The organism is Corallincola spongiicola, from assembly GCF_004284785.1.
Taxonomy (GTDB): domain Bacteria; phylum Pseudomonadota; class Gammaproteobacteria; order Enterobacterales; family Neiellaceae; genus Corallincola; species Corallincola holothuriorum.
This window is the reverse complement of the sequence record NZ_SHLY01000004.1, coordinates 157,372-176,917: the sequence shown is the minus strand read 5'-3', so window position 1 is coordinate 176,917 and position 19,546 is coordinate 157,372. Positions and strand designations below refer to the sequence as shown.

Here is a 19,546-nt window from a genome sequence, read left to right as displayed (position 1 = left end):
TCGATGGACGCTTCATATAGTTAAGCTTTATATAGGGAGTGGTATTTATGCGCGAGCACGGTGAGTTTAATTTAACCCGGCAGGGCAGGTTACTCAGGTTTAGGGTGAAAGGTGCCCTGAATCTGCAAACCGTTCAGCACAGCTTTGATGCTTTTAAGCAATTGGTTGCGCAGTTAGGCGGGCAAACTTGGTGCTGTGTGTCGGATATTCGCGAATGGGAGCTGTTTACGCCAGAGTGTTTAGTATTGGCGCAGGAGATTAACCTGTGGTGCCATGCCAATGGCTTAACTCACGAAGCCGTCATCGTCTCTCATGCGTTAATGGAAAGTATTTCAAAGAAAGCCCGTCCTGAAGAACACCTTGTTGCGACGCGTTATTTTACTAACGAATTTGACGCAAATGCTTGGCTGGCCGAAGCAAACTGTGCTTGCTCCGACCAAACAGAGTGTTGTGCTGTAGGGGGCTAGCAGATCACCGAGCGGATCTCTGGATCTTTACGATCCAGGTAGTGCGTGGATTGGATCTTACGTACCGTCCGTGACTTACCGCGAATAACCAAGGTTTCTGTCGTCGCCAGATTCCCCTGACGGGTCACCCCTTCAAGCAGATCCCCTTTGGTAACGCCAGTGGCAGAAAATATCACATTGTCGTTATGAGCCAGTTGATCAAGATGCAGCACGGCATTGACCTCGATGTTCATCTCCTCACAACGCTGTATTTCTATCGCTGATAGTCGCCGATTTTCCTCATTGTCGCCTTTCACTTGGCAGCGTGGCAGTAGGCGACCTTGCATATCACCGTCCAAAGCACGGATCACCGCTGCCGAGATAACGCCCTCTGGAGCGCCACCGATACAGTACATCATGTCAACTTCACTGCTGGGCATGCAGGTGAGGATAGACATGGCAACGTCACCATCCGGAATAGCAAATACTCGTACGCCCATCTTTTGCATCTCTGCAATGACTTCATCGTGGCGCGGCTTGGCTAAGGTGATCACGGTTAGATCAGCAATCTCTTTACCTACCGCCTTGGCCACTGCTTGGATGTTTTCACTTAACGACTTCTCAAGATCGATATGCCCTTTGGCAGCGGGGCCAACAACCAGTTTTTCCATGTACATATCAGGCGCTTTGAGGAAGGTGTCTTTGTCGCCGACGGCCAATACAGCGATAGCGTTTGACTGGCCCATCGCGGTCATGCGGGTCCCTTCGATTGGATCTACTGCGATATCCACTTTATCGCCACCGCGACCTACTTTTTCGCCGATATAGAGCATAGGGGCTTCATCGATTTCACCTTCACCGATAACGATTTCGCCGGAGATCTCAACCTTGTTCAACATAGCGCGCATTACTTCAACGGCGGCACCGTCAGCAGCGTTCTTGTCACCGCGGCCAAGCCACTTATGGCCAGCCAGGGCTGCTGCTTCGGTTACGCGGGAAAACTCAATCGCCAATTCTCGTTTCATACTTGGGCTCGCAATCTTGAAAGGTTGGGCGCGCAGGGTACAGTTCCCTCGCACAGACACATAGGATCCTAGTCAAACTTAGGCTGGCTTGCGACCAATTTCATCTTTGCTTCACGATTTTATTGGGTTTGCGTGACGTAGCCGTTTTCCAGAATGATACGGTTGGGAAAACGTGGCGTCGCTGGGGTAAAGATCCACTCTTTGGTGACGTTATCCCCACCCGCTGGGTAGATGGTTTCACTGTGCTGTTTGTTACCAATGATGCGCTTGGCTTGTGCCTCCGTCATACAGGGCACTATCTCTAAAAAACGTAGACTCTGCTTTATCTGCTGGCGCTGCTTGATTGAGAGATCACGGCAGATCACTGGCACGCTGTGGTCCACAGGCTGTTTCACGTCGATACTGCTGGTTTCGTCAGGTACGCTTGGAAGTGGCTTAACAGACTTTGCCGTATTCGTTTCTGGTATTTCGATGATCTTGCTGCCAGGGCAGGGTTTGTCGCTGAATGTGCCATCTGCGCATTGGTAAAGCGTCGTACTATTTGATGCGAAACTCAGCATTAGCCATGTCAGCAGGCAATATGGTAAGTACACTTTCGACATCATCGTCTGGCTCCGTATTTTTATACTGTCGTACCGTTTAAATATTTCCCGCCGTGAAGCAATTATATCGTCGATATCAAGTCGAGTGAAAACTACTGTTGGGGTAACTTGTACGGTTAGCCTACTTGTTCGATCTTTTTTAAGAACACACCCTACAATTCAAACGCATGTTTGAAAGTTCACTCTTCAACCAAAACTCTATATACTGCCCGCACCCCATAAGAGGGAAAAATAACAAAACCGTCAGGGATTGTTGCTGCAACTAGCAACTTAAAGCTAACAAGAGGAACTCACCGTGTTAGAAGCCTACCGTAAACACGTTGAAGAGCGAGCTGCTCAAGGCGTTGTTCCCAAGCCACTGAATGCTGAACAAACAGCACAGTTGGTTGAATTACTAAAGAATCCACCTGCAGGTGAAGATGCAATTTTACTGGACCTGCTGGAAAACCGTATCCCCCCAGGTGTTGATGAAGCGGCGTATGTAAAAGCCGGTTTTCTAGCTGCCGTCGCTAAAGGCGAAGTTAGCTCTCCTATTGTTGATGCCGAGAAAGCCACTCACCTGCTAGGTACCATGCAGGGTGGTTATAACGTACAACCGTTAGTTGATCTGTTGGATGTCGATGCACTGGCTCCGCTGGCTGCGACGGCGTTGTCTCACACTTTATTGGTGTTTGATGCGTTCTACGACGTGGAAGAGAAAGCCAAAGCAGGTAATGCTTTCGCGAAGCAGGTGATGGAGTCTTGGGCAGATGCTGAGTGGTATTTGAGCAAGCCAGAAGTCCCTGAGTCTGCGAAGCTAACTGTATTTAAAGTCACCGGCGAAACTAATACCGATGACCTGTCTCCGGCTCCTGATGCATGGAGCCGTCCTGATATCCCTCTGCACGCGTTAGCTATGCTGAAAAACGCCCGTGAAGGGATCAACCCTGATGAGCCAGGTAGCATTGGCCCAATGAAGCAGATTGAAGCGCTTCAGGCTAAAGGTAATCCTTTAGTTTATGTGGGTGATGTTGTTGGTACAGGCTCAAGCCGTAAGTCAGCCACCAACTCAGTGTTGTGGTTGATGGGTGACGATATCCCATACGTGCCGAATAAGCGCGGTGGTGGCTTCTGTTTAGGCGGAAAGATTGCGCCTATCTTCTTCAATACCATGGAAGATGCAGGTGCATTACCTATCGAGCTGGACGTTTCTAAGTTGGAGATGGGTGACGAGATCGTTATCTATCCTCACGCTGGCAAGGTCGAAAAGAACGGTGAAGTGGTTTCTGAGTTTGAACTGAAAACCGATGTGTTGCTTGATGAAGTGCGTGCCGGTGGCCGTATTCCATTGATCATTGGCCGTGGTTTAACCGACCGTGCCCGTGAAGCCCTTGGTTTGCCAGCGTCAGAAGTCTTTAACCGCCCAGCGGTTGTGGCTGATACAGGCAAAGGCTACTCCTTAGCCCAGAAAATGGTGGGTAAGGCGTGTGGCGTAGACGGTATTCGTCCAGGCCAATACTGCGAACCTAAGATGACCACCGTGGGATCTCAGGACACCACCGGTCCTATGACCCGTGATGAGCTAAAAGATCTGGCGTGTTTAGGCTTCTCAGCCGATCTCACCATGCAGTCATTCTGTCATACGTCGGCTTATCCTAAGCCGGTGGATGTCACGACTCATCATACCCTGCCTGATTTTATTATGAATCGTGGTGGTGTCGCACTGCGTCCAGGTGATGGCGTGATCCACAGTTGGCTGAACCGTATGTTGCTGCCTGATACCGTGGGTACGGGTGGTGACTCTCACACCCGTTTCCCAATCGGTATCTCGTTCCCTGCGGGCTCAGGTTTGGTGGCATTTGCCGCAGCCACTGGCGTTATGCCATTGGATATGCCTGAATCAGTCTTGGTTCGTTTCAAAGGTGAGATGCAACCGGGCGTGACGTTGCGTGATTTGGTACATGCCATTCCACTGCAGGCGATCAAAGAGGGTCACCTCACCGTAGAGAAAGCGGGCAAGAAGAATATCTTCTCAGGCCGTATCCTTGAAATTGAAGGCGTTGAATCGCTGACCGTGGAGCAGGCGTTTGAATTGTCAGATGCTTCTGCGGAGCGTTCTGCTGCGGGCTGTACGATCAAGCTGGGTGAAGATCCGATCATCGAATATCTCAACTCTAATATCGTGATGTTGAAGTGGATGATTGCCGAAGGCTACGGTGACCGCCGTACTATTGAGCGTCGTATTAAGGCGATGGAAGCATGGATCGCTGATCCACAGCTGATGGAAGCCGATGCCGATGCCGATTATGCTGCCGTGATCGAGATCGATCTCAATGAGATCAAAGAGCCTATTCTTTGCTGCCCGAACGACCCTGACGATGCGAAGACTTTGTCGGAAGTTGCTGGTGTTGGCATCGATGAAGTGTTTATCGGTTCTTGTATGACCAATATTGGTCACTTCCGTGCGGCTGGTAAGTTGCTAGAGAAGCATTCCGGTCAACTGCCTACTCGCTTGTGGGTGGCTCCGCCAACCAAGATGGATGCAAGCCAGTTAACAGCTGAAGGTTATTACAGCATCTACGGTAAAGTTGGTGCGCGTACTGAGTCTCCAGGTTGTTCGCTGTGTATGGGTAACCAGGCGCGAGTGGCTGATAATGCCACGGTTGTGTCTACGTCTACCCGTAACTTCCCTAACCGTTTAGGTACGGGAGCCAATGTGTATCTGGCGTCAGCTGAGTTAGCCGCCGTGGCTTCTATTATTGGTAAGATCCCAACAGCAGAAGAGTACGGCGTATACGCGAAATCTATCGATGCGACAGCTGAGGACACTTATCGTTACCTCAACTTCCATCAGATGGAAGAGTACACCAAGAAAGCGGACGAGGTGATTTTCCAGACCGCTGAAGTGTAGTGCTCCACTGCTATTAAAAAACCCGCTGCGGCGGGTTTTTTTGTTTGTCACTACTCGCTTCGTGAGCTATCTAAAGCTACTCAGGTGGGCGCTTGTTATACGGGGTGTTGGATTCAGTTAATTGATTCACTGCCATATTGACATCCACCTGATGGCTACGACAAACATCGAACGCTAGATTGAACATCGCTTTGCGATCACGATCCAGCGGCTCCTTAAATGCTTTGTTTAGTGCTTGGGTGCAAACAGCTAAGGCATACTCAGCTTCTAGTGCAGGTAAGGTGGCATTTGCCGCACTGGAAATTGACCACGCCAATAAAACCAGTCCGACAGTGGGTAACGACAGTTTATTCACGATATCACGCTCTAATTACTTTCTTTGGTCACTTTTCGGTTGATACAACAGCGGCAAACATGATCCTGAGCCGTTTGTCATGGTGTAGCAGCTATGGTGCGCGGTTGATATGTTTACGGTTTATCACCATCGCACACCATCGATCCTTAGAGGGCGTGATGTTGCAAAAGGTTCCAGTGTCGGATGACGTTTTACTATCTGTTGATAGCGTATTGGCGTGACATATTTAAGTGCAGCCATACGGTTTAGGTGACTGGGACGGACCTGAATTTGGCGTAAAAGCAGTGGCATCTGCGCAACCCACCTTGGATCAGTATCGCCCTCGGCTAATCGCTCCAATAATGCATCTAGGGGATCGCTGGCTCTGGGCTCCTGGTTATCAATCACAGACTGCTCTACCAGCCAATAGGCTAACTCTGGGTAGCCGTTTTGAATGGCTAGAAAGCCTAGGGGGCGTCCGGCGTCATCATGATAACTATTGAGATCTAATCCAGCGATCTGCAGAGCTTTCAGAGTGGCTATGCGGTTGAATGACACCATGGAAAGAACGGCTTCGCCGGTCGGTTGATAGCCTTGGCTGATTAATGCTGAAAGTTCTGTATTTTCGAGTCCCTGTGTCATTCTCGAGTAGGCCAGCTGGTAGAGGCTCTCTATTTGGTCATTGCTTAACGGCTGTTTTTCTAGATGTGCCGCGAGTTGTTCTGACCAATCGCTACCTTCTTGCTGTAATGCTTCGAGTAGGGTAATAAAGTTCGCTTCCAGTAGCTGGGCTTCACTCGCTTGAGCGTTGGGTTCAGCTTCCTCATAGGCATTGAGAGCGGTATTACTGCCTTGAGAGATCAGCCGCGCATCGACCAGACTTGGATCTTGAACGTACAGCTTATCTAACAGGGCTTCTTCGGCAATAGGCTGTTTTTCCGCGGCCGAGAGAATTTCAAAGCTATCAATTTTTTGCCAGTTGGCATCCGAGTGTTGTAACAGCTCGGCTAAATTTTTCTCACAAGCCTGTTGCGCACCCAGGGCATCTTCGTTTTTTTGCCACAATGCCAGCATCGGAGCTAGCTCATTGCGCAGTAACTGTAACCGTTGCAGTTGTTCGCCACTTAGTTGGCGAACAAGATCTCGCTGAGGTATCGAAATAGCTTCCAGTTGCTGCCGCATCTCTGCAGAGAGGTCGTGCCCCCAGCCCCAAAGGTGCCACTGGTCATACTGCTCATCGGGTAGGCGATAAGCGGCACTGTCTCCCTGCTCAATAAGCAGCTCAATCATAGGCTTGAACTGCTGCTCAAAGCTTGCTTTATCTTCGATGCTGGAGCGAGCATAGCCTGCCAACGCATGCTCTAACGGCGTGGCTTCATCTGGTGAGCTTTGGATGGTGGCGCCAAGTTCAAATGCTTGTTGTGCCAGTTCCATATTGCCTTGCTGAGCTGCGGCCTTAAGTAATAGATCCGGATCGTAATCGCCTTGCGTCACCCCTGCTTGGTAACGGATGAGCCAGCGGTTGGTAGCCGAGAGGCCGTCATTATTAGCATCCATGATCAGTAGGCTGATTAGCTCGCGCTCATTCGGACGATAGCGTTCGGCGATAGCTTCTAGGAGAGGAGAGGGAAAGCGATTGCCGCGATCTAACATCAGCATCACACCCAAGGTGCGTTGGATATCAATCTCTGGGTAGTCTATTTCCAATCCAGGTAACCCAACCCAGTTACTGATGGAATATGAGAGATCGATAGTGCCATTTTCAATATCAGCAAGAAACTTATCCCAATCTTCCGCTTCCACATGGGACTTTAAACGACTGACCAAGACTAACCGCTCTATGTCGGGGGGCTCTACATGGATATCTTCAGGGGTTGCTGTTGCACGTGATATTTGCCATAGCTGATACGGCTGCAACTCTTGTTTTAATGCCTGCAGAGTGCCCAAGGATAAACCGTTGTTGATAGCGTTCTGCAGCGTTTGCTGAGCCTGAACATGGACGGATAGTTGTTGTGTTGCTAGCTCTAGCTTCTCTTGTTCGCAGCTGGCTTGCGTTGCTACGATATTTTCAAGTGGTGGCAAGCGTGTTTGGGTTTGTGGCTCGGTAGCAATTTGCGTTAGCGGCTCTGGCTTTAATGCTGGATTTAATGTCGGTGGCGAAGGTAGCTGGCTCGGCCACAGCATCAATACGCCCAGCAAGCCGAGGATAACAATTCCGAAGATAATCAGGCCACGCAGTAAAGGCATACGCCAATTCCGTTTGATTTTTAACCGATACTAGCATGGCTGAGAATTGCAAAAAGATCAGCTGTCACATAACCGGTGAATGCCACTACTCCTCTTGCTTGTGTTTATCCTGCTGTTGTTTCAGTTCGGCATTAAGTGCGGGTAATGGCAGTTCTGCTTTTGCTTTTTTCATCTCTGCATACCAGAACGCCATAAATTTCTCCGTGATCTCTTGCTCTATGCGAACGGCCTCTTGGGTTGGACAAAACAGGGTGATGGTAAACAGGTTTTTAGCCGTGGCATTGGTGCTGATGCGGACATCTGCATGGGGTCCGCTGATGGGGATCCCCAAGCGTTTTTCAATCATAGCATTGTAGCGTTCGGCGACGTCTTGGAACGGCTCACAGCTGGCGTTAGTGCAGTCTAGAATATATTGCTTCGCTGCAAAGACGTTAACCCAATCGGGATCGCGAACAATGGTAAATGAATGGGCAACATAACGGCGCATGAAGTTCAGATTATGAACGCCTTTTGTGGCAAATAGGTTGTTCGGTAATATCAATGTCTTGCCACTGTAGCCATAGCTTTGGCTTTCGAGATCTATCTCTAATAAGCTGGTGGTTAGCCAATCACTACTCACGACTTCACCGCTGTAATCACCCACCTGGATCCAGTCACCGACCACAAATGGACGTGTGCTTGCGATGTAGATTGCACCGAGCATGCATTGAATATATTCACGGGTGGCGACAACAAATGCGACCGCAAATGCAGCCATCGATAGTGCGAAATATCGCAGTTCCGACATCCAGATCGCAATGAGCCCAACCATTAATAGCAGGCTGGTTGCGTTGTTGAGGCCATTGATCCGTCGTTGCGGGAGGTCTTCCTCGTGCTTTTTGCGTTTACCTATTAGACGGAGCAACAACCAGCGTAGCAGTAACGCAGTGATAACTAAGATAACGGAGGCGATAAGTTTATTATCGACGATTAACTCATGTATTGGCATGTGCGATAGATGCTCTGGCAACATCACTTTAGAGGTGACTTAAGGTTTTGGCTAAAGTTACGTCGAGTAAGCAGTTAACGCAACGAAAGATTGCTTGGTTGCTTCACCCTCCTAGAGAACCGGCTTTGGCACACAGGGCAAGATCAGCCAAAGCCGAGGGAGAGCTATTTTTTCATTAGCTGTTTAGTGGCGGTGATAAGCGCCTCGTCATTGGGATCCGAGGTGTTGGTGACGTACACCAGGTAACCTTCGCTATCAATGAGCAGGGTAGTGGGTGTGCCTCGGACGCCATAAAGCGCGGCGACTTGTTCACCCTGAACGGCCGTCTTAAAACTGATCCCCCGTTGTTTCAATACTGTCCCTGGGGTGGCGTCGTCATCTTCACGGAAGCTAATCGCTACCGCAGCAAGTCCCTGCTCTTGATATTGCTGATAGAGGGCATCTAACCCTGGTTGGACTTTCTTACAATACGGGCACCATGTCGCCCAGAAATGCAGGATAAGTGGCTGACCATGAAAGTCGGCTAATCTGATCGTCTCACCGGTTTCAGTTTGCAATGCCCAGTCCGGCGCTTTTACCTTTGCTTCGGCTGCTTGCACTGTGCTGATTACCAGTCCCATCAGCAGCACGACGGTGTTCATGCTGAAGAGAAAATAGCGTTGAAACAGGTGGCTGACGGAACGACGATGGGACATTGCATACCTCGATTTTTAATGGATTTCTGCTCTCGCTTAACTAGACAGAGGAAAGCGAGGTTTTATTTCATCGATGAAGATAAGCGCTGCCGCCACATACGTTTGAACTTGTCCCGGCGCAGCCACAGCAGAATAAAGACGATAGCAAAGTAGATCAGTGGCTCACCGATATACGCTTTTACTGACCAGTAGTAGTGCACGACGATGGCGGGAAGCCCTAGATAGACCCAGTTATGCAGCAGTTGCCAGCGCTTACCCAAGCGCCGCTGCATACTTTTGGTTGAGGTGATGGTGAGCGCCAGTAGTACCAGATAAGCCGCCATCCCCAAGGTGATATAAGGACGTTGAATCACCTCTGAAATAAATAGCGCAAACGCCAGTTGCAGATCAAACCAGAGAAAACTGAGGATATGTAACGAAGCAAAGAAAAAAGCATACAACCCCAGTAGTCGACGCAGGCGGAGCCAGAGGGGCTCGCGACGCCACCGACTCAGCGGGGTGACACACAGAGTCAGGATCAGTAAGTTAAGCGATGCTTTGCCGTAAAAATGAATGATCGCCTTAACCGGATCGCCACCGAGCTGGTCAGTGATGCCGAGATAGAAAGCACCCACGGCGGTCAGTAGGCAGGCAAGATGAGTAAAGCTCTTTAGTGCCAACAAGCGTGGCTGAGTAGAGAGTATCCGCATCAGTAATCTTTGCTTAGGTCCATATTGTTATACAGCGCAGCGACTTCGCCAGCGTAGCCATTAAACAGTTGTGTTGGTACCCGCTGTTGGTCGAATAGACCACCGCTGGTTAGCAGGCGCTCACTGGCTTGAGACCAGCGTGGATGACTAACTTTGGGATTGACGTTGGCATAGAAGCCATATTCATGGGGGGCTAATATGTTCCAGGTTGTCGGTGGTTGATAGCTGGTAAAACTGATCCGTACAATTGATTTAATGCTCTTAAAGCCGTACTTCCATGGTACCACCAGGCGCATAGGAGCGCCGTTTTGTGGTGGTAGCGTTTTGCCATACATACCGACAGCCATCAATGTCAGAGGGTGCATCGCTTCATCAATGCGCAAGCCTTCCACGTAGGGGTAGTCGATCCCTCCGCCTTGCCAGGCATTACGCTGCCCAGGCATCTGCTCGGGATCAACCAGCGTTTCGAAGGCGACATAGCGCGCTTTGGACGTGGGCTTAAACTGTTTCAGCAGCTCTCCTAAGGGAAAACCTATCCAGGGGATCACCATGGACCAGGCTTCGACGCAACGCAGACGATAGATACGCTCCTGTAACGACACTTTCTTCAGGATATCTTCATAGTCGAAGCGACCAGTGATCTCCGCTTCACCATCAATAGTTACTTGCCAAGGGCTGGTGCGGAATTTTTGTGCGTTGTTGACCGGGTCGTCTTTGCTCGTGCCAAATTCGTAGAAATTGTTGTAACTGATCGCTTTCTTTTCCGCGGTTATCACCATATTTTCCGCGCGCGCTTGTGGCTTGAATTTGAGAGTTTGACGCGGGGCTGCAACATCGTCATCGTCGCTGCCAAACCAACCCGCTGCATGTGCGCTGTTGGGTAGGGCAGCGGCGATCGATACGCCTCCCGCCGCCCCTGCCAGCTGTTTGATGAACTTACGCCGTTGCTGGTAAACCGCCTCATCCGTAATATCTGCCTCGGTGAGCTCACTGGCTTTTGGTGATCGGATCAGCATCTCTTTACTCCATCGTTGGCCGTTGGCCAATTGGTTATGATGATTTTGGCGCTTATTCGTTGGTTGAGTAGACCGTATCAGAGCGAGAACTATTTCAAGACTTTGAGTATAACGGTCTCATACTATTTAGGTCGTCACCCAGGGGATACTGATTCTGTGATCCGAGTCATGACCTCATGGTGAGGTTTACGGCAGGCTAGCCGACCCAGATCGCAACAGGTGGGCGAAAGCGCGAGAAGCGTGCGCGCCTCCCTGTTATTCTTCATCTATTGATGAATGCCATCGAGCCTTAATCTGTAAGGAGCTGTTCATGGATTTCGCCACACTCAAGCAACTGCCCAAGGCAGAATTGCATCTGCACATCGAAGGCACCTTAGAGCCGGAAATGTTGTTTCAACTGGCGGACAAAAATCAGGTGGTGCTGCCCTATGCAGATATCGACGCTGTGCGCGCCGCTTACCAGTTCAACTCATTGCAGGATTTTCTCGATCTCTATTATCAGGGCATGTCTGTGTTGCAGACGGCCAGTGATTTTTACGATCTGACATGGGCGTATCTGGAGCGTTGTCAGGCTGATGGCGTGGTACATACAGAGATCTTTTTTGATCCCCAGGGGCATACGGTTCGTGGTATCGCGATTGATGTGGTGATCGATGGTATCAGCCGGGCGATCGCTCAAGCTCACACCCAGCTCGGTTTATCTGCCAGCTTGATCCCCTGTTTTTTGCGCCATTTAAGTGAACAGGATGCCCTTGATACCTGGCAGGAACTGCAACCTCACCTAGCGCATTTTGTTGCTGTGGGTTTAGATTCATCAGAGTTAGGGCATCCGCCTGAAAAGTTCGAACGGGTATTTGCTTTGGTGCGAGATGCGGGGTTGAAAGTGGTTGCTCATGCGGGTGAAGAGGGGCCAGCCGCATATATCCTTGGCGCGTTGGATAGCCTGAAAGCCGATCGCATCGACCATGGGGTACGTTGCTTGGAAGATAAAGCACTCGTTGATCGTCTAGTGGCAGAGCAGATCCCGCTGACGGTGTGTCCGTTTTCCAATATCAAGCTTAAAGTGTTTGCAGATCTGGCGAGCAGCAATCTGCAAGCGCTGTTGGATGCGGGACTCTGCGTCACCATTAACTCTGATGACCCGGCCTATTTTGGTGGTTATATCAATGACAATATTCTGCAGGCTGCCGCAGCGCAACAACTGAACGACGAACAGATCCGAGTGTTGCTAGGGAATAGCTTCAAGGCGAGTTTTTTACCCGAGGAGCAAAAGCAGGCGTTCTTACAACAGTTAGCTGAATGCTGATGCGCGTGTCTCTACTTGCTTATAATTCGTTGACTTATTAGCGACTTGCTTAAATAAGTAGTCACGAATGTTCATGGAGGGACTAGGGATGGCAAGTCTGAAATATAAAGCGAGTTGGGGTCTGTTTTGGCTGATTAACCTCTCTTCGCTGGGGGCCGGCTCATACCTTTCCCAGTTCGCCCAAAGCCTGACTGAAGGGCGGTTTGGTGCCCTTTCTGCTGTATTGCTCTCTATTCCCATTATTGGATGTTTTACTTTGCTTAGCCGCTGGTCGAAAAGCGACCAGCGGGATCCTGATGGTTCTAAACCCTACCATAAAACTACCGCAGCGATGATGGCCAACGCCCATGCAGAGAATGGCAGCAAATGGTCATGGCGCGACGATAAGCCGCTGCAAGTGATTGTCGTCGTCTCTTGTGCTTGGTTTGTATTGAGTTTTATTTTTTAGTTTTGGTGCGCGTTTTTGTTCGCGCCTTCTTTAAGACTCATCTGCTACCTCCGTTGAGGCCGTGATCTTTTTAGACTGATGAGTCGCGATCACTACGGTGGTAGAGATCTTATCTTGTATGGCCTGCCGATTCGGATCCCAGAATATTTGTATAAACCCCAGTAAGCCGGTGGCTAAGCCTGCACCGTAGCCGCCATAGCGACCGAAAGCATCCCATAGGGAGATCGGTGTATTATCCAGTTGCAGAACGCGGATCCTGAGTGCGCGTTTGCCTGGTGTTTGACCGTTCCACCAAGCGGTGAATAGGGTGAAGTAACAGGCGGCCCAGCCAAAGCCTAAACCAAGCTCCTCGAGCAGGGCGCGCAACCAAGCTAGGGGGCCTTGTGCTGTGAGAGTTGCCTCTTCAGCGAAGGGCGCAATAACAATAGGATCTTCAGATTCGAGCTGTTCTTCCTTTTTGCCGCCCGTCTTTGTTGCTACCGCACTCTTTTCTTTCTCGGTGACGTCGGGTTGATTTGTCATACTGCCTTGCAAGGGTAAAGCTAAGGTAAGTAGTTGGTGTGATATGAGTTTCTGTTCTTCGGTGGAGAGCGGGGAGTCTTCTAGTAACTGACTGATCAACTTTTTTGCTGCCGCCTCATTGGTTGTTTGTGATGCGATAAAGTGTGCGGTTTGTTGCAGGTGAGGTTGCCAACAAGCGCCGGTATCACAGCTCACGACACGGGCAAGTGTGACCACGCTGCTAATATTTTGCAGTGATGTTGTGACTTCGTTGACCTGTCCGTTTTCTTCATCGAAAAAGCTGATGATGCCAGCGATGGACGAGACCAGTATAACCAACGTAGCCAGTGTTTTTAGCAGCTTTCTCGTCACGCTTGAGAAAGGAGAGTCACTGAGCATACGCCAGAATATCCAGCCGAGAATAACCCCCATCAAATAGCCATTAAGCGTACTTAATAGCGCAATAACGATCAGATCTATCGTGAGGGCGAGGGCCCGTCGCCATGGTGCTGCCAGCGGCATACCTAACACTTCAAAGGGGATATGAAATGCGTAGGGCGTGATAATACGACGATCTTCCGCCCGCTGTTTTGCTTCTTGTGTGACGTCTGTCGCGGCTTCCTTCACGCTCAGCTCCCTGACTCAATCCTGTGCTAGCGCTGAGAAAGCGCACTGTTTGAATATTCTTTCATATCTTTTTTTCTACGCGGATTTAAAAAGGTTATCAAACTTCACGCAATCAAAATGCGTCCTGTCTCGTCTTTATCTGTGACATCAATACTATTGTTACTGACGGAGCAACCCTATGAGCAACTTGAATAAACTCAATACCACCCTGGCTGGCGTGATGGCCGCGACTTTCACTCTGGCGTCGGGTCAGGCGCTGGCAGTACCTGATCAGCCGAAGAATTGGGAGAAGTGTGCCGGTGTAGCGAAAAAAGGGATGAATGATTGTGGCGCACTGGATGGTAGTCATGGCTGTGCGGCGCAGGCCCCAGTGGATAACAGCCCAAATGAGTGGGTCTACGTGCCAGAAGGTACCTGTAAAAAAATTGGTGGCAGCGTGGCAAAAATTAAGCCGGCAAAAAGCTAATGTCTGGGCAAAAGGTTGGCGGCATTCCAGCCGCCTCTGCATCAATTAGCGTGCGAGAAGCGCATCTACTTGAGCTACTTGCCAGCGAGCCTTCATTGCCGTTTGTTGAAGTGCTTGCTGATAATTTTTTGGCGATGCGGGGAAGGCATTATCAATTGATTAGGCAGGTCGCCGAGCGTTATCCCGTGGTTTTGCACTGTGTCGGTATGTCCGTTGGTTCGACGCATGCGCCAGCAGCCGGTTATGTCCAACGCATTGCCGCGCTGGCACGGGATCTGAGCGCCTGCGCAGTGTCTGATCATCTCAGCGTCAGTGCTATGGCAGATGAATTTGTTCATGATCTGCTGCCAATTCAGTACCGTGAAGCATGCATACCAAGGCTGGTTAAGCATATTCGACAGGTCCAGGAGCATCTGCCGGTGCCATTGCTACTGGAAAATATCTCCCGCTACCTGGCTTACCGCAGTGATGAAATATCTGAGGGGCAGTTGTTTGGCGAGCTCCACCGACAGACGGGCGTAGGTTTGCTGTTTGACGTCAATAACCTCTATGTCACTGCCCATAATTTACAGTGCGATGTGCGCCAGATGTTGAATGAGTACCCGATAGGTGCGGTGCAGCAGTATCATTTGGCGGGCTATCAGGAGCGTCCCCCCTTGTTAGTGGATACCCATGGCTGCCCAGTGTCCCCGCCAGTGTGGGAACTGTATGCCCTTGCCTTAGCGCGGTTTGGAGCAAAGCCAACCATTATCGAATGGGATAACGATCTGCCACCGTTGGCAGAACTGTTGTCTACGGTAGCCAGAGCTCAGCGCCTAATGATGCCACTAGCGGGAGTGGCCTGATGCATCGAACTCATGATCAGAGTGAGCCACCGACGTCGCCGCAATGCTGTTATCAACAACGAGGGGCGGACGGCTTTGCTAGGCCACTGCTTGACGGTTTGAGCGCCGCAGACCCTAAGGCTGTTTCCGCTGCAGATGATTACCTGCAGGCGGCACTGCAGGTGTACCAGCAAAATCGCCTGGGAATCCTGCTGCGTACACTGTCTGCGACATATCCTCATACGCGCACTTTGTTGGGCAATACGCTGTTTACCCAAATTTGTCACGCTTACCTGAAAGCCGTTGCCGTGACTTCGGTATTGACCGGCATTGGTGAAAGCTTTCCCCGCTGGTTACGGCAGCAACGGCAGGCGGACGCTCTGTTTGCTGATTACCCTTTTTTAACAGCTTTGCTGCGCTTTGAATGGGGATGTCATCAGGCGTATCACGCTTGGCAGCCTGAGGCGGTGGATCTGATTCAGTGTGACCGTTGGCTAGCGCTTAGCGCCGAGCAGTTAATGGCGGGGCAGACCAATTGCGAGCGGCCACCGCCCTGGCGTTTGCAACCGGCGCTGCAACTGGTGAGTTCACGCTACCCGATTGTTGATATATGTGAATGCTTGCAGTTGATAGCAGATGGTCAGGATGCCGAGTTAATGATTGCGCCCGGACAGCGTACCACTTGGCTGATATGGGCCGCACCAGATCAGACCGGCATTACGACGATAGACCGCTTTATGCTGCAGCTGCTGCGCTGGCTACAAGCGCCATGGCGTTGCAAACGCTCTGTCGCCCAGTTAACCGCGCAGTTCGCTTTGTTGCCGCAAGTGCTGCAATCAGGCTGGCTGGTAGCGAATTCGACTGATTCGGCGGCTAATGCGACTGATAGCAAACGGGATAAGGGGGCTCACCATGCAATTTCCTGCTGAGCTACTCAATCGTCTGTTCCGTTACGGTTATGCATTTACGCTGCAGCGCGACAGCGCTTTGGACTTGGTGCAACAGGCGTGTGAAAAAGTTCTGCGCAATCCGCCAGCTGATCCGCTGAAATTGGAAATCTACCTGAAAGTGACGTTACGAAATTTATACTTAGATGGTTGGCGTAAACAGCAGCAGTACCCGCTTGAACTCTTCGTTGAGTCTGAACATGTGGCGGACTCAGAGCAAAGTGTGGAGCAAAGCTTTATCAATCAGCAACAGCTTGAGTTGCTGTTACCTCGCTTGTCGCCGCAGCAGCGTGAGGTGCTCTATTTATGGGCAGTAGAAGGGCACAGTACGTCAGAAATCGCCGCGCATCTTGATGAGCCCCGCGGCACGGTGTTGGCTCGGCTTAGCCGGATCCGCAGTCTATTGTCGGATCTGCCCCGCGATGCCTATGGAGTTCGTCCATGACAGATTCTCAACCTCGCCCATTTAAACAAGCTTGCCAAGACTATTTTGCTGCGGTGCAGCTTGATGAGCAGGAGCTAAAGCAGCTGCATAAGCGTTTTCAAAGCGTGCCGGAAGCTGTATCCAACGCAACAGAAGCGCCTCAGCGACATCGCCAAGATAACAAAGAGCAGACGATCCAGCGGCGAATGTGGTTGGGCTTGGCTGCGACCCTTTGTGCGTTTGCTCTGGTGTTATGGCACAACTTGCCGATGCAAAGTACCACAGCACTCAATCTGGCACAGCTGATTGCCGATGAGGTGGTGGCAAATCACCGTAAGTTGAAACCATTGGAGGTTCAGGGGCAAGAGCTGAAGCTGGTTCGTGGCTATTTTCGCCAATTAAGTTTTCAACCAATCGACAGCGCACAGTTGCAGCAGTGGCAACTGACCGGTGGACGCTACTGCTCTATTCAGGGGGTGGATGCTGCGCAGTTACGTTATACCGACAGCGAAGGAGGGTTAAGTACCTTGTATCAAATTGCGTTGCCGACAGGGTGGGGCAAGGAACTGTTTGCAGAACGTGCTGCGCCTGCGGTTATGTTATACAGCGCGGGCTATCGTGTGCGGATCTGGCAGGAAAAAGGCCTCTTGTTAGCCCAAGTGACTGCCGACTAAGCGATGGCAGATCGGCATCGTCTATCCGGTTGTTTCGGGCTAAACTGAACAGGTGTCCTGCCAATAGATATATTAGACGTCATTATGGATTTTCAGTTTAGCCGTGATCCGATCACGCAACTCCCGATCGCTCGTTTGTCGATGGAACAGGAAGCGTTAGGGCAATGGCTCTCGGAAGAGGTAAGCACCGATCAGGTGCTCTTGGTTGAGATCATGCGCTATGCCGAACAGGTGAGAAGCCGAGCAATACCTCAATGGCAGTATGTCGGTCGTGAAGCGACCCTGTTATTGGAAGATGGAGCGGCTGAGATCTTTCCAAATCGCAATGATGATGAACTTGAAGCAATCGAAGATCCGAGCTTAGAACTGTCCGACTGGAATGCTGTAACTAGTTGTGGTGTCGAGGATTTTATTCATTTATTACGCTCATGGCAGAGTTACTTGCTTGCTTAGGGTGCACCAATTCGGTGCTTTGCTGCTGGTGAAAATGTGATCACCTGTCGATATGCACGATTTTGGTGATCTCCTTGCACCTGTTTTGTTCTTTCTGTGAATTTTGTTTTTTCAATATTCCCCGCAAATTTATCTAATCCCTTGATGTGTCGTGCTTTTTTAAAGTTGGCACAGCCTTTGATAACACTCCTGTTACAAATAGCTTTAGCTAATTAAAACTTATCGTTCCTAGGGAGTGCAGCAATGAAACTAGTCAGTGCAATCATCAAGCCTTTTAAGCTAGATGATGTCCGGGAAGCCATCTCGGAGATCGGTGTAGAAGGTTTGACCGTGACTGAAGTAAAAGGCTTTGGTCGCCAAAAAGGTCACACCGAACTTTATCGGGGTGCCGAGTATCAGGTGGATTTTCTGCCGAAAGTTAAGTTAGAGATCGCCACCAGCGACGAGCAGGTAGAGCGTCTGGTTGAAGCCATCAGCAAAGCTGCTTACACCGGTAAGATCGGTGATGGCAAAATTTTTGTTTATGAGTTGCAACATGCCGTACGTATTCGTACCGGCGAAGCAGATGCTGACGCGCTATAACGTCCGGCAGACACTGAATTAAATGACTCGGGGGAGTTAATAATGCAAGACCAAATTTTTCAGTTGCAGTATGCAATGGACACCTTCTACTTCTTAGTGTGTGGTGCCCTGGTAATGTGGATGGCAGCGGGCTTCTCAATGTTAGAGGCTGGCTTGGTACGTTCTAAGAACACTACCGAAATTTTGACCAAGAACGTCGCACTGTTTGCGATCTCTTGTGTGATGTATCTCATTGTTGGTTACAGCATCATGTACGATGGCGGGATCTTCCTGTCTGGTATCGAAACTGTTGATGTAGCAGGTGTATTAGCTGAATCTGCAGAAGCCGGTTTTGACGGTGATTCCGTGTACTCTGGTGCTTCAGACTTCTTCTTCCAGGTGGTATTCGTAGCTACGGCAATGTCGATTGTCTCTGGTGCGGTTGCTGAGCGCATGAAGCTGTGGTCTTTCCTGGCTTTCTGTGTCGTGATGACTGGTTTCATCTACCCAATGGAAGGTGCTTGGACTTGGAACGGTGCTGACGTATTTGGCCTGTACAACCTAGGTGACCTTGGTTTCTCTGACTTCGCTGGTTCAGGTATCGTTCATATGGCCGGTGCTGCTGCTGCTTTGGCTGGTGTATTGCTGCTGGGTGCTCGTAAAGGTAAGTACGGTGCTAACGGTGAAATCAACGCTATCCCTGGCGCAAACCTGCCTTTGGCAACCTTAGGTACGTTCATCCTGTGGATGGGTTGGTTCGGCTTCAACGGCGGTTCTGTCCTTAAGCTTGGTGATGTTGCTAGCTCACACTCTGTTGCCATGGTATTCCTGAACACTAACGCAGCTGCGGCTGCAGGTGCTATCTCTGCACTGGTTCTGGCACGTATCTGGTTTAAGAAAGCTGATTTGACCATGTGTTTGAATGGTGCTTTGGCTGGCCTGGTTGCTATCACTGCTGAGCCATCTACTCCGACTGCGCTGGAAGCGTCTATCTTCGGTGCGATTGCTGGTCTGATTGTGGTTGCTTCAATCATCACGCTTGACCGCTTGAAGATTGATGATCCAGTAGGTGCTATCTCTGTACACGGTGTAGTTGGTTTCTTCGGTCTGATTATCGTTCCAATCACTAACGGCGATGTGACTTTCTCTGGCCAGTTGATTGGTGCCCTGACTATCTTCACTTGGGTATTCGTATGTAGCTTGATTGTTTGGGGTGTGATTAAGGCAGTCATCGGTGTACGTGTTACCGAAGAAGAAGAGTTTGAAGGTGTTGATATGGCTGAGTGTGGTATGGAAGCATACCCAGAGTTCGGTACTATCAAGAAGTAACCTGCTAACAAATATAGCTAGTCCCTTATTTAACCCGGCCAATTGGCCGGGTTT

At 50.2% G+C, this 19,546-nt stretch carries 21 protein-coding genes; 12 read left to right on the top strand and 9 right to left on the bottom strand.

Annotated elements, in window-relative coordinates:
• The first annotated feature begins 47 nt into the window (after positions 1 to 47).
• The gene (locus tag EXY25_RS12950) at positions 48 to 467 is read left to right on the top strand and encodes a hypothetical protein (RefSeq protein ID WP_130567096.1); all 420 of its coding nucleotides are present in this window, start codon (positions 48 to 50) and stop codon (positions 465 to 467) included.
• Here the strand turns inward: EXY25_RS12950 and glpX are convergent.
• Together glpX and EXY25_RS12940 are read right to left on the bottom strand one after the other, a co-directional pair.
• Positions 464 to 1,471 (bottom strand): class II fructose-bisphosphatase, encoded by a 1,008-nt coding sequence (gene glpX / locus EXY25_RS12945; RefSeq protein ID WP_114338197.1) that lies wholly within the window; start codon positions 1,469 to 1,471, stop codon positions 464 to 466. The two genes, EXY25_RS12950 and glpX, sit on opposite strands and share 4 nt — an antisense overlap.
• A gap of 119 nt (positions 1,472 to 1,590) precedes the next feature.
• Positions 1,591 to 2,076, bottom strand: coding sequence for a hypothetical protein (locus EXY25_RS12940; RefSeq protein WP_130567095.1), 486 nt, complete (start codon positions 2,074 to 2,076; stop codon positions 1,591 to 1,593).
• Between the two features lie 292 nt (positions 2,077 to 2,368).
• Here EXY25_RS12940 and acnB point away from each other — a divergent pair, with 292 nt between their 5' ends.
• Positions 2,369 to 4,963 (top strand): bifunctional aconitate hydratase 2/2-methylisocitrate dehydratase, encoded by a 2,595-nt coding sequence (acnB, locus tag EXY25_RS12935; RefSeq protein WP_114338202.1) that lies wholly within the window; start codon positions 2,369 to 2,371, stop codon positions 4,961 to 4,963.
• 76 nt (positions 4,964 to 5,039) lie between these two features.
• On the opposite strand, the gene EXY25_RS12930 is transcribed toward acnB, so the two are convergent.
• The 6 genes from EXY25_RS12930 to msrP form a co-directional block, all read right to left on the bottom strand.
• Complete coding sequence (locus EXY25_RS12930) at positions 5,040 to 5,318, bottom strand: hypothetical protein (RefSeq protein WP_130567094.1); 279 nt, start codon at positions 5,316 to 5,318, stop codon at positions 5,040 to 5,042.
• 123 nt (positions 5,319 to 5,441) lie between these two features.
• Entirely contained in the window at positions 5,442 to 7,544 is a 2,103-nt protein-coding gene (locus EXY25_RS12925; protein WP_130567093.1) for a hypothetical protein, read from the bottom strand.
• Between the two features lie 85 nt (positions 7,545 to 7,629).
• Positions 7,630 to 8,532: a mechanosensitive ion channel family protein gene (locus EXY25_RS12920; RefSeq protein WP_130567092.1), complete on the bottom strand. Its 903-nt coding sequence runs from the start codon at positions 8,530 to 8,532 to the stop codon at positions 7,630 to 7,632.
• A gap of 164 nt (positions 8,533 to 8,696) precedes the next feature.
• The gene (locus tag EXY25_RS12915) at positions 8,697 to 9,227 is read right to left on the bottom strand and encodes a peroxiredoxin family protein (RefSeq protein ID WP_246019555.1); all 531 of its coding nucleotides are present in this window, start codon (positions 9,225 to 9,227) and stop codon (positions 8,697 to 8,699) included.
• A 62-nt stretch (positions 9,228 to 9,289) separates the two neighbouring features.
• The gene (locus EXY25_RS12910; RefSeq protein ID WP_130567091.1) at positions 9,290 to 9,916 is read right to left on the bottom strand and encodes a protein-methionine-sulfoxide reductase heme-binding subunit MsrQ; all 627 of its coding nucleotides are present in this window, start codon (positions 9,914 to 9,916) and stop codon (positions 9,290 to 9,292) included.
• Positions 9,916 to 10,932 (bottom strand): protein-methionine-sulfoxide reductase catalytic subunit MsrP, encoded by a 1,017-nt coding sequence (gene msrP, locus EXY25_RS12905; RefSeq protein WP_130567090.1) that lies wholly within the window; start codon positions 10,930 to 10,932, stop codon positions 9,916 to 9,918. Before msrP ends, EXY25_RS12910 begins: the two co-directional genes overlap by 1 nt.
• Before the next feature lie 310 nt (positions 10,933 to 11,242).
• Between msrP and EXY25_RS12900 the strand changes: the two genes are divergently transcribed.
• Positions 11,243 to 12,238, top strand: coding sequence for an adenosine deaminase (locus EXY25_RS12900; protein ID WP_114338207.1), 996 nt, complete (start codon positions 11,243 to 11,245; stop codon positions 12,236 to 12,238).
• 88 nt (positions 12,239 to 12,326) lie between these two features.
• Entirely contained in the window at positions 12,327 to 12,686 is a 360-nt protein-coding gene (locus tag EXY25_RS12895) for a hypothetical protein (protein WP_130567089.1), read from the top strand.
• A 30-nt stretch (positions 12,687 to 12,716) separates the two neighbouring features.
• Here the strand turns inward: EXY25_RS12895 and EXY25_RS12890 are convergent, their stop codons facing one another.
• Positions 12,717 to 13,814 (bottom strand): RDD family protein, encoded by a 1,098-nt coding sequence (locus EXY25_RS12890; RefSeq protein WP_130567088.1) that lies wholly within the window; start codon positions 13,812 to 13,814, stop codon positions 12,717 to 12,719.
• Between the two features lie 178 nt (positions 13,815 to 13,992).
• On the opposite strand from EXY25_RS12890, the gene EXY25_RS12885 reads away from it, so the two are divergent.
• From EXY25_RS12885 to EXY25_RS12850, 8 genes are all read left to right on the top strand, one after another.
• Entirely contained in the window at positions 13,993 to 14,280 is a 288-nt protein-coding gene (locus tag EXY25_RS12885) for a BufA1 family periplasmic bufferin-type metallophore (RefSeq protein WP_114338210.1), read from the top strand.
• Complete coding sequence (locus tag EXY25_RS12880; protein ID WP_130567087.1) at positions 14,280 to 15,125, top strand: MbnB/TglH/ChrH family RiPP precursor modification enzyme; 846 nt, start codon at positions 14,280 to 14,282, stop codon at positions 15,123 to 15,125. The genes EXY25_RS12885 and EXY25_RS12880 overlap by 1 nt, the downstream gene beginning before the upstream one ends.
• Positions 15,125 to 16,033 carry an HvfC/BufC family peptide modification chaperone gene (locus tag EXY25_RS12875; RefSeq protein WP_130567086.1) on the top strand — a complete coding sequence of 303 codons (909 nt, stop codon included), beginning with the start codon at positions 15,125 to 15,127 and terminating at the stop codon, positions 16,031 to 16,033. Before EXY25_RS12880 ends, EXY25_RS12875 begins: the two co-directional genes overlap by 1 nt.
• Complete coding sequence (locus EXY25_RS12870) at positions 16,017 to 16,496, top strand: RNA polymerase sigma factor (protein WP_165419359.1); 480 nt, start codon at positions 16,017 to 16,019, stop codon at positions 16,494 to 16,496. Before EXY25_RS12875 ends, EXY25_RS12870 begins: the two co-directional genes overlap by 17 nt.
• Positions 16,493 to 17,149 (top strand): hypothetical protein, encoded by a 657-nt coding sequence (locus EXY25_RS12865; RefSeq protein ID WP_130567084.1) that lies wholly within the window; start codon positions 16,493 to 16,495, stop codon positions 17,147 to 17,149. Before EXY25_RS12870 ends, EXY25_RS12865 begins: the two co-directional genes overlap by 4 nt.
• A gap of 84 nt (positions 17,150 to 17,233) precedes the next feature.
• On the top strand, positions 17,234 to 17,602 hold the full coding sequence (locus EXY25_RS12860; RefSeq protein ID WP_130567083.1) for a YacL family protein: 369 nt from the start codon (positions 17,234 to 17,236) through the stop codon (positions 17,600 to 17,602).
• 243 nt (positions 17,603 to 17,845) lie between these two features.
• Entirely contained in the window at positions 17,846 to 18,184 is a 339-nt protein-coding gene (gene glnK / locus EXY25_RS12855) for a P-II family nitrogen regulator (protein ID WP_114338216.1), read from the top strand.
• Between the two features lie 42 nt (positions 18,185 to 18,226).
• The gene (locus EXY25_RS12850; protein ID WP_114338217.1) at positions 18,227 to 19,492 is read left to right on the top strand and encodes an ammonium transporter; all 1,266 of its coding nucleotides are present in this window, start codon (positions 18,227 to 18,229) and stop codon (positions 19,490 to 19,492) included.
• Positions 19,493 to 19,546 lie beyond the last annotated feature (54 nt).

Bases quoted from the DNA above. Each gene is read 5' to 3' on its own strand.
- EXY25_RS12950 (WP_130567096.1), top strand. From the start codon at position 48: ATGCGCGAGCACGGTGAGTTTAATTTAACCCGGCAGGGCAGGTTACTC.
- glpX (WP_114338197.1), bottom strand. From the start codon at position 1,471: ATGAAACGAGAATTGGCGATTGAGTTTTCCCGCGTAACCGAAGCAGCA.
- EXY25_RS12940 (WP_130567095.1), bottom strand. From the start codon at position 2,076: ATGATGTCGAAAGTGTACTTACCATATTGCCTGCTGACATGGCTAATG.
- EXY25_RS12925 (WP_130567093.1), bottom strand. From the start codon at position 7,544: ATGCCTTTACTGCGTGGCCTGATTATCTTCGGAATTGTTATCCTCGGC.
- EXY25_RS12920 (WP_130567092.1), bottom strand. From the start codon at position 8,532: ATGCCAATACATGAGTTAATCGTCGATAATAAACTTATCGCCTCCGTT.
- EXY25_RS12915 (WP_246019555.1), bottom strand. From the start codon at position 9,227: ATGTCCCATCGTCGTTCCGTCAGCCACCTGTTTCAACGCTATTTTCTC.
- EXY25_RS12910 (WP_130567091.1), bottom strand. From the start codon at position 9,916: ATGCGGATACTCTCTACTCAGCCACGCTTGTTGGCACTAAAGAGCTTT.
- msrP (WP_130567090.1), bottom strand. From the start codon at position 10,932: ATGCTGATCCGATCACCAAAAGCCAGTGAGCTCACCGAGGCAGATATT.
- EXY25_RS12900 (WP_114338207.1), top strand. From the start codon at position 11,243: ATGGATTTCGCCACACTCAAGCAACTGCCCAAGGCAGAATTGCATCTG.
- EXY25_RS12895 (WP_130567089.1), top strand. From the start codon at position 12,327: ATGGCAAGTCTGAAATATAAAGCGAGTTGGGGTCTGTTTTGGCTGATT.
- EXY25_RS12885 (WP_114338210.1), top strand. From the start codon at position 13,993: ATGAGCAACTTGAATAAACTCAATACCACCCTGGCTGGCGTGATGGCC.
- EXY25_RS12880 (WP_130567087.1), top strand. From the start codon at position 14,280: ATGTCTGGGCAAAAGGTTGGCGGCATTCCAGCCGCCTCTGCATCAATT.
- EXY25_RS12875 (WP_130567086.1), top strand. From the start codon at position 15,125: ATGCATCGAACTCATGATCAGAGTGAGCCACCGACGTCGCCGCAATGC.
- EXY25_RS12870 (WP_165419359.1), top strand. From the start codon at position 16,017: ATGCAATTTCCTGCTGAGCTACTCAATCGTCTGTTCCGTTACGGTTAT.
- EXY25_RS12865 (WP_130567084.1), top strand. From the start codon at position 16,493: ATGACAGATTCTCAACCTCGCCCATTTAAACAAGCTTGCCAAGACTAT.
- EXY25_RS12860 (WP_130567083.1), top strand. From the start codon at position 17,234: ATGGATTTTCAGTTTAGCCGTGATCCGATCACGCAACTCCCGATCGCT.
- glnK (WP_114338216.1), top strand. From the start codon at position 17,846: ATGAAACTAGTCAGTGCAATCATCAAGCCTTTTAAGCTAGATGATGTC.
- EXY25_RS12850 (WP_114338217.1), top strand. From the start codon at position 18,227: ATGCAAGACCAAATTTTTCAGTTGCAGTATGCAATGGACACCTTCTAC.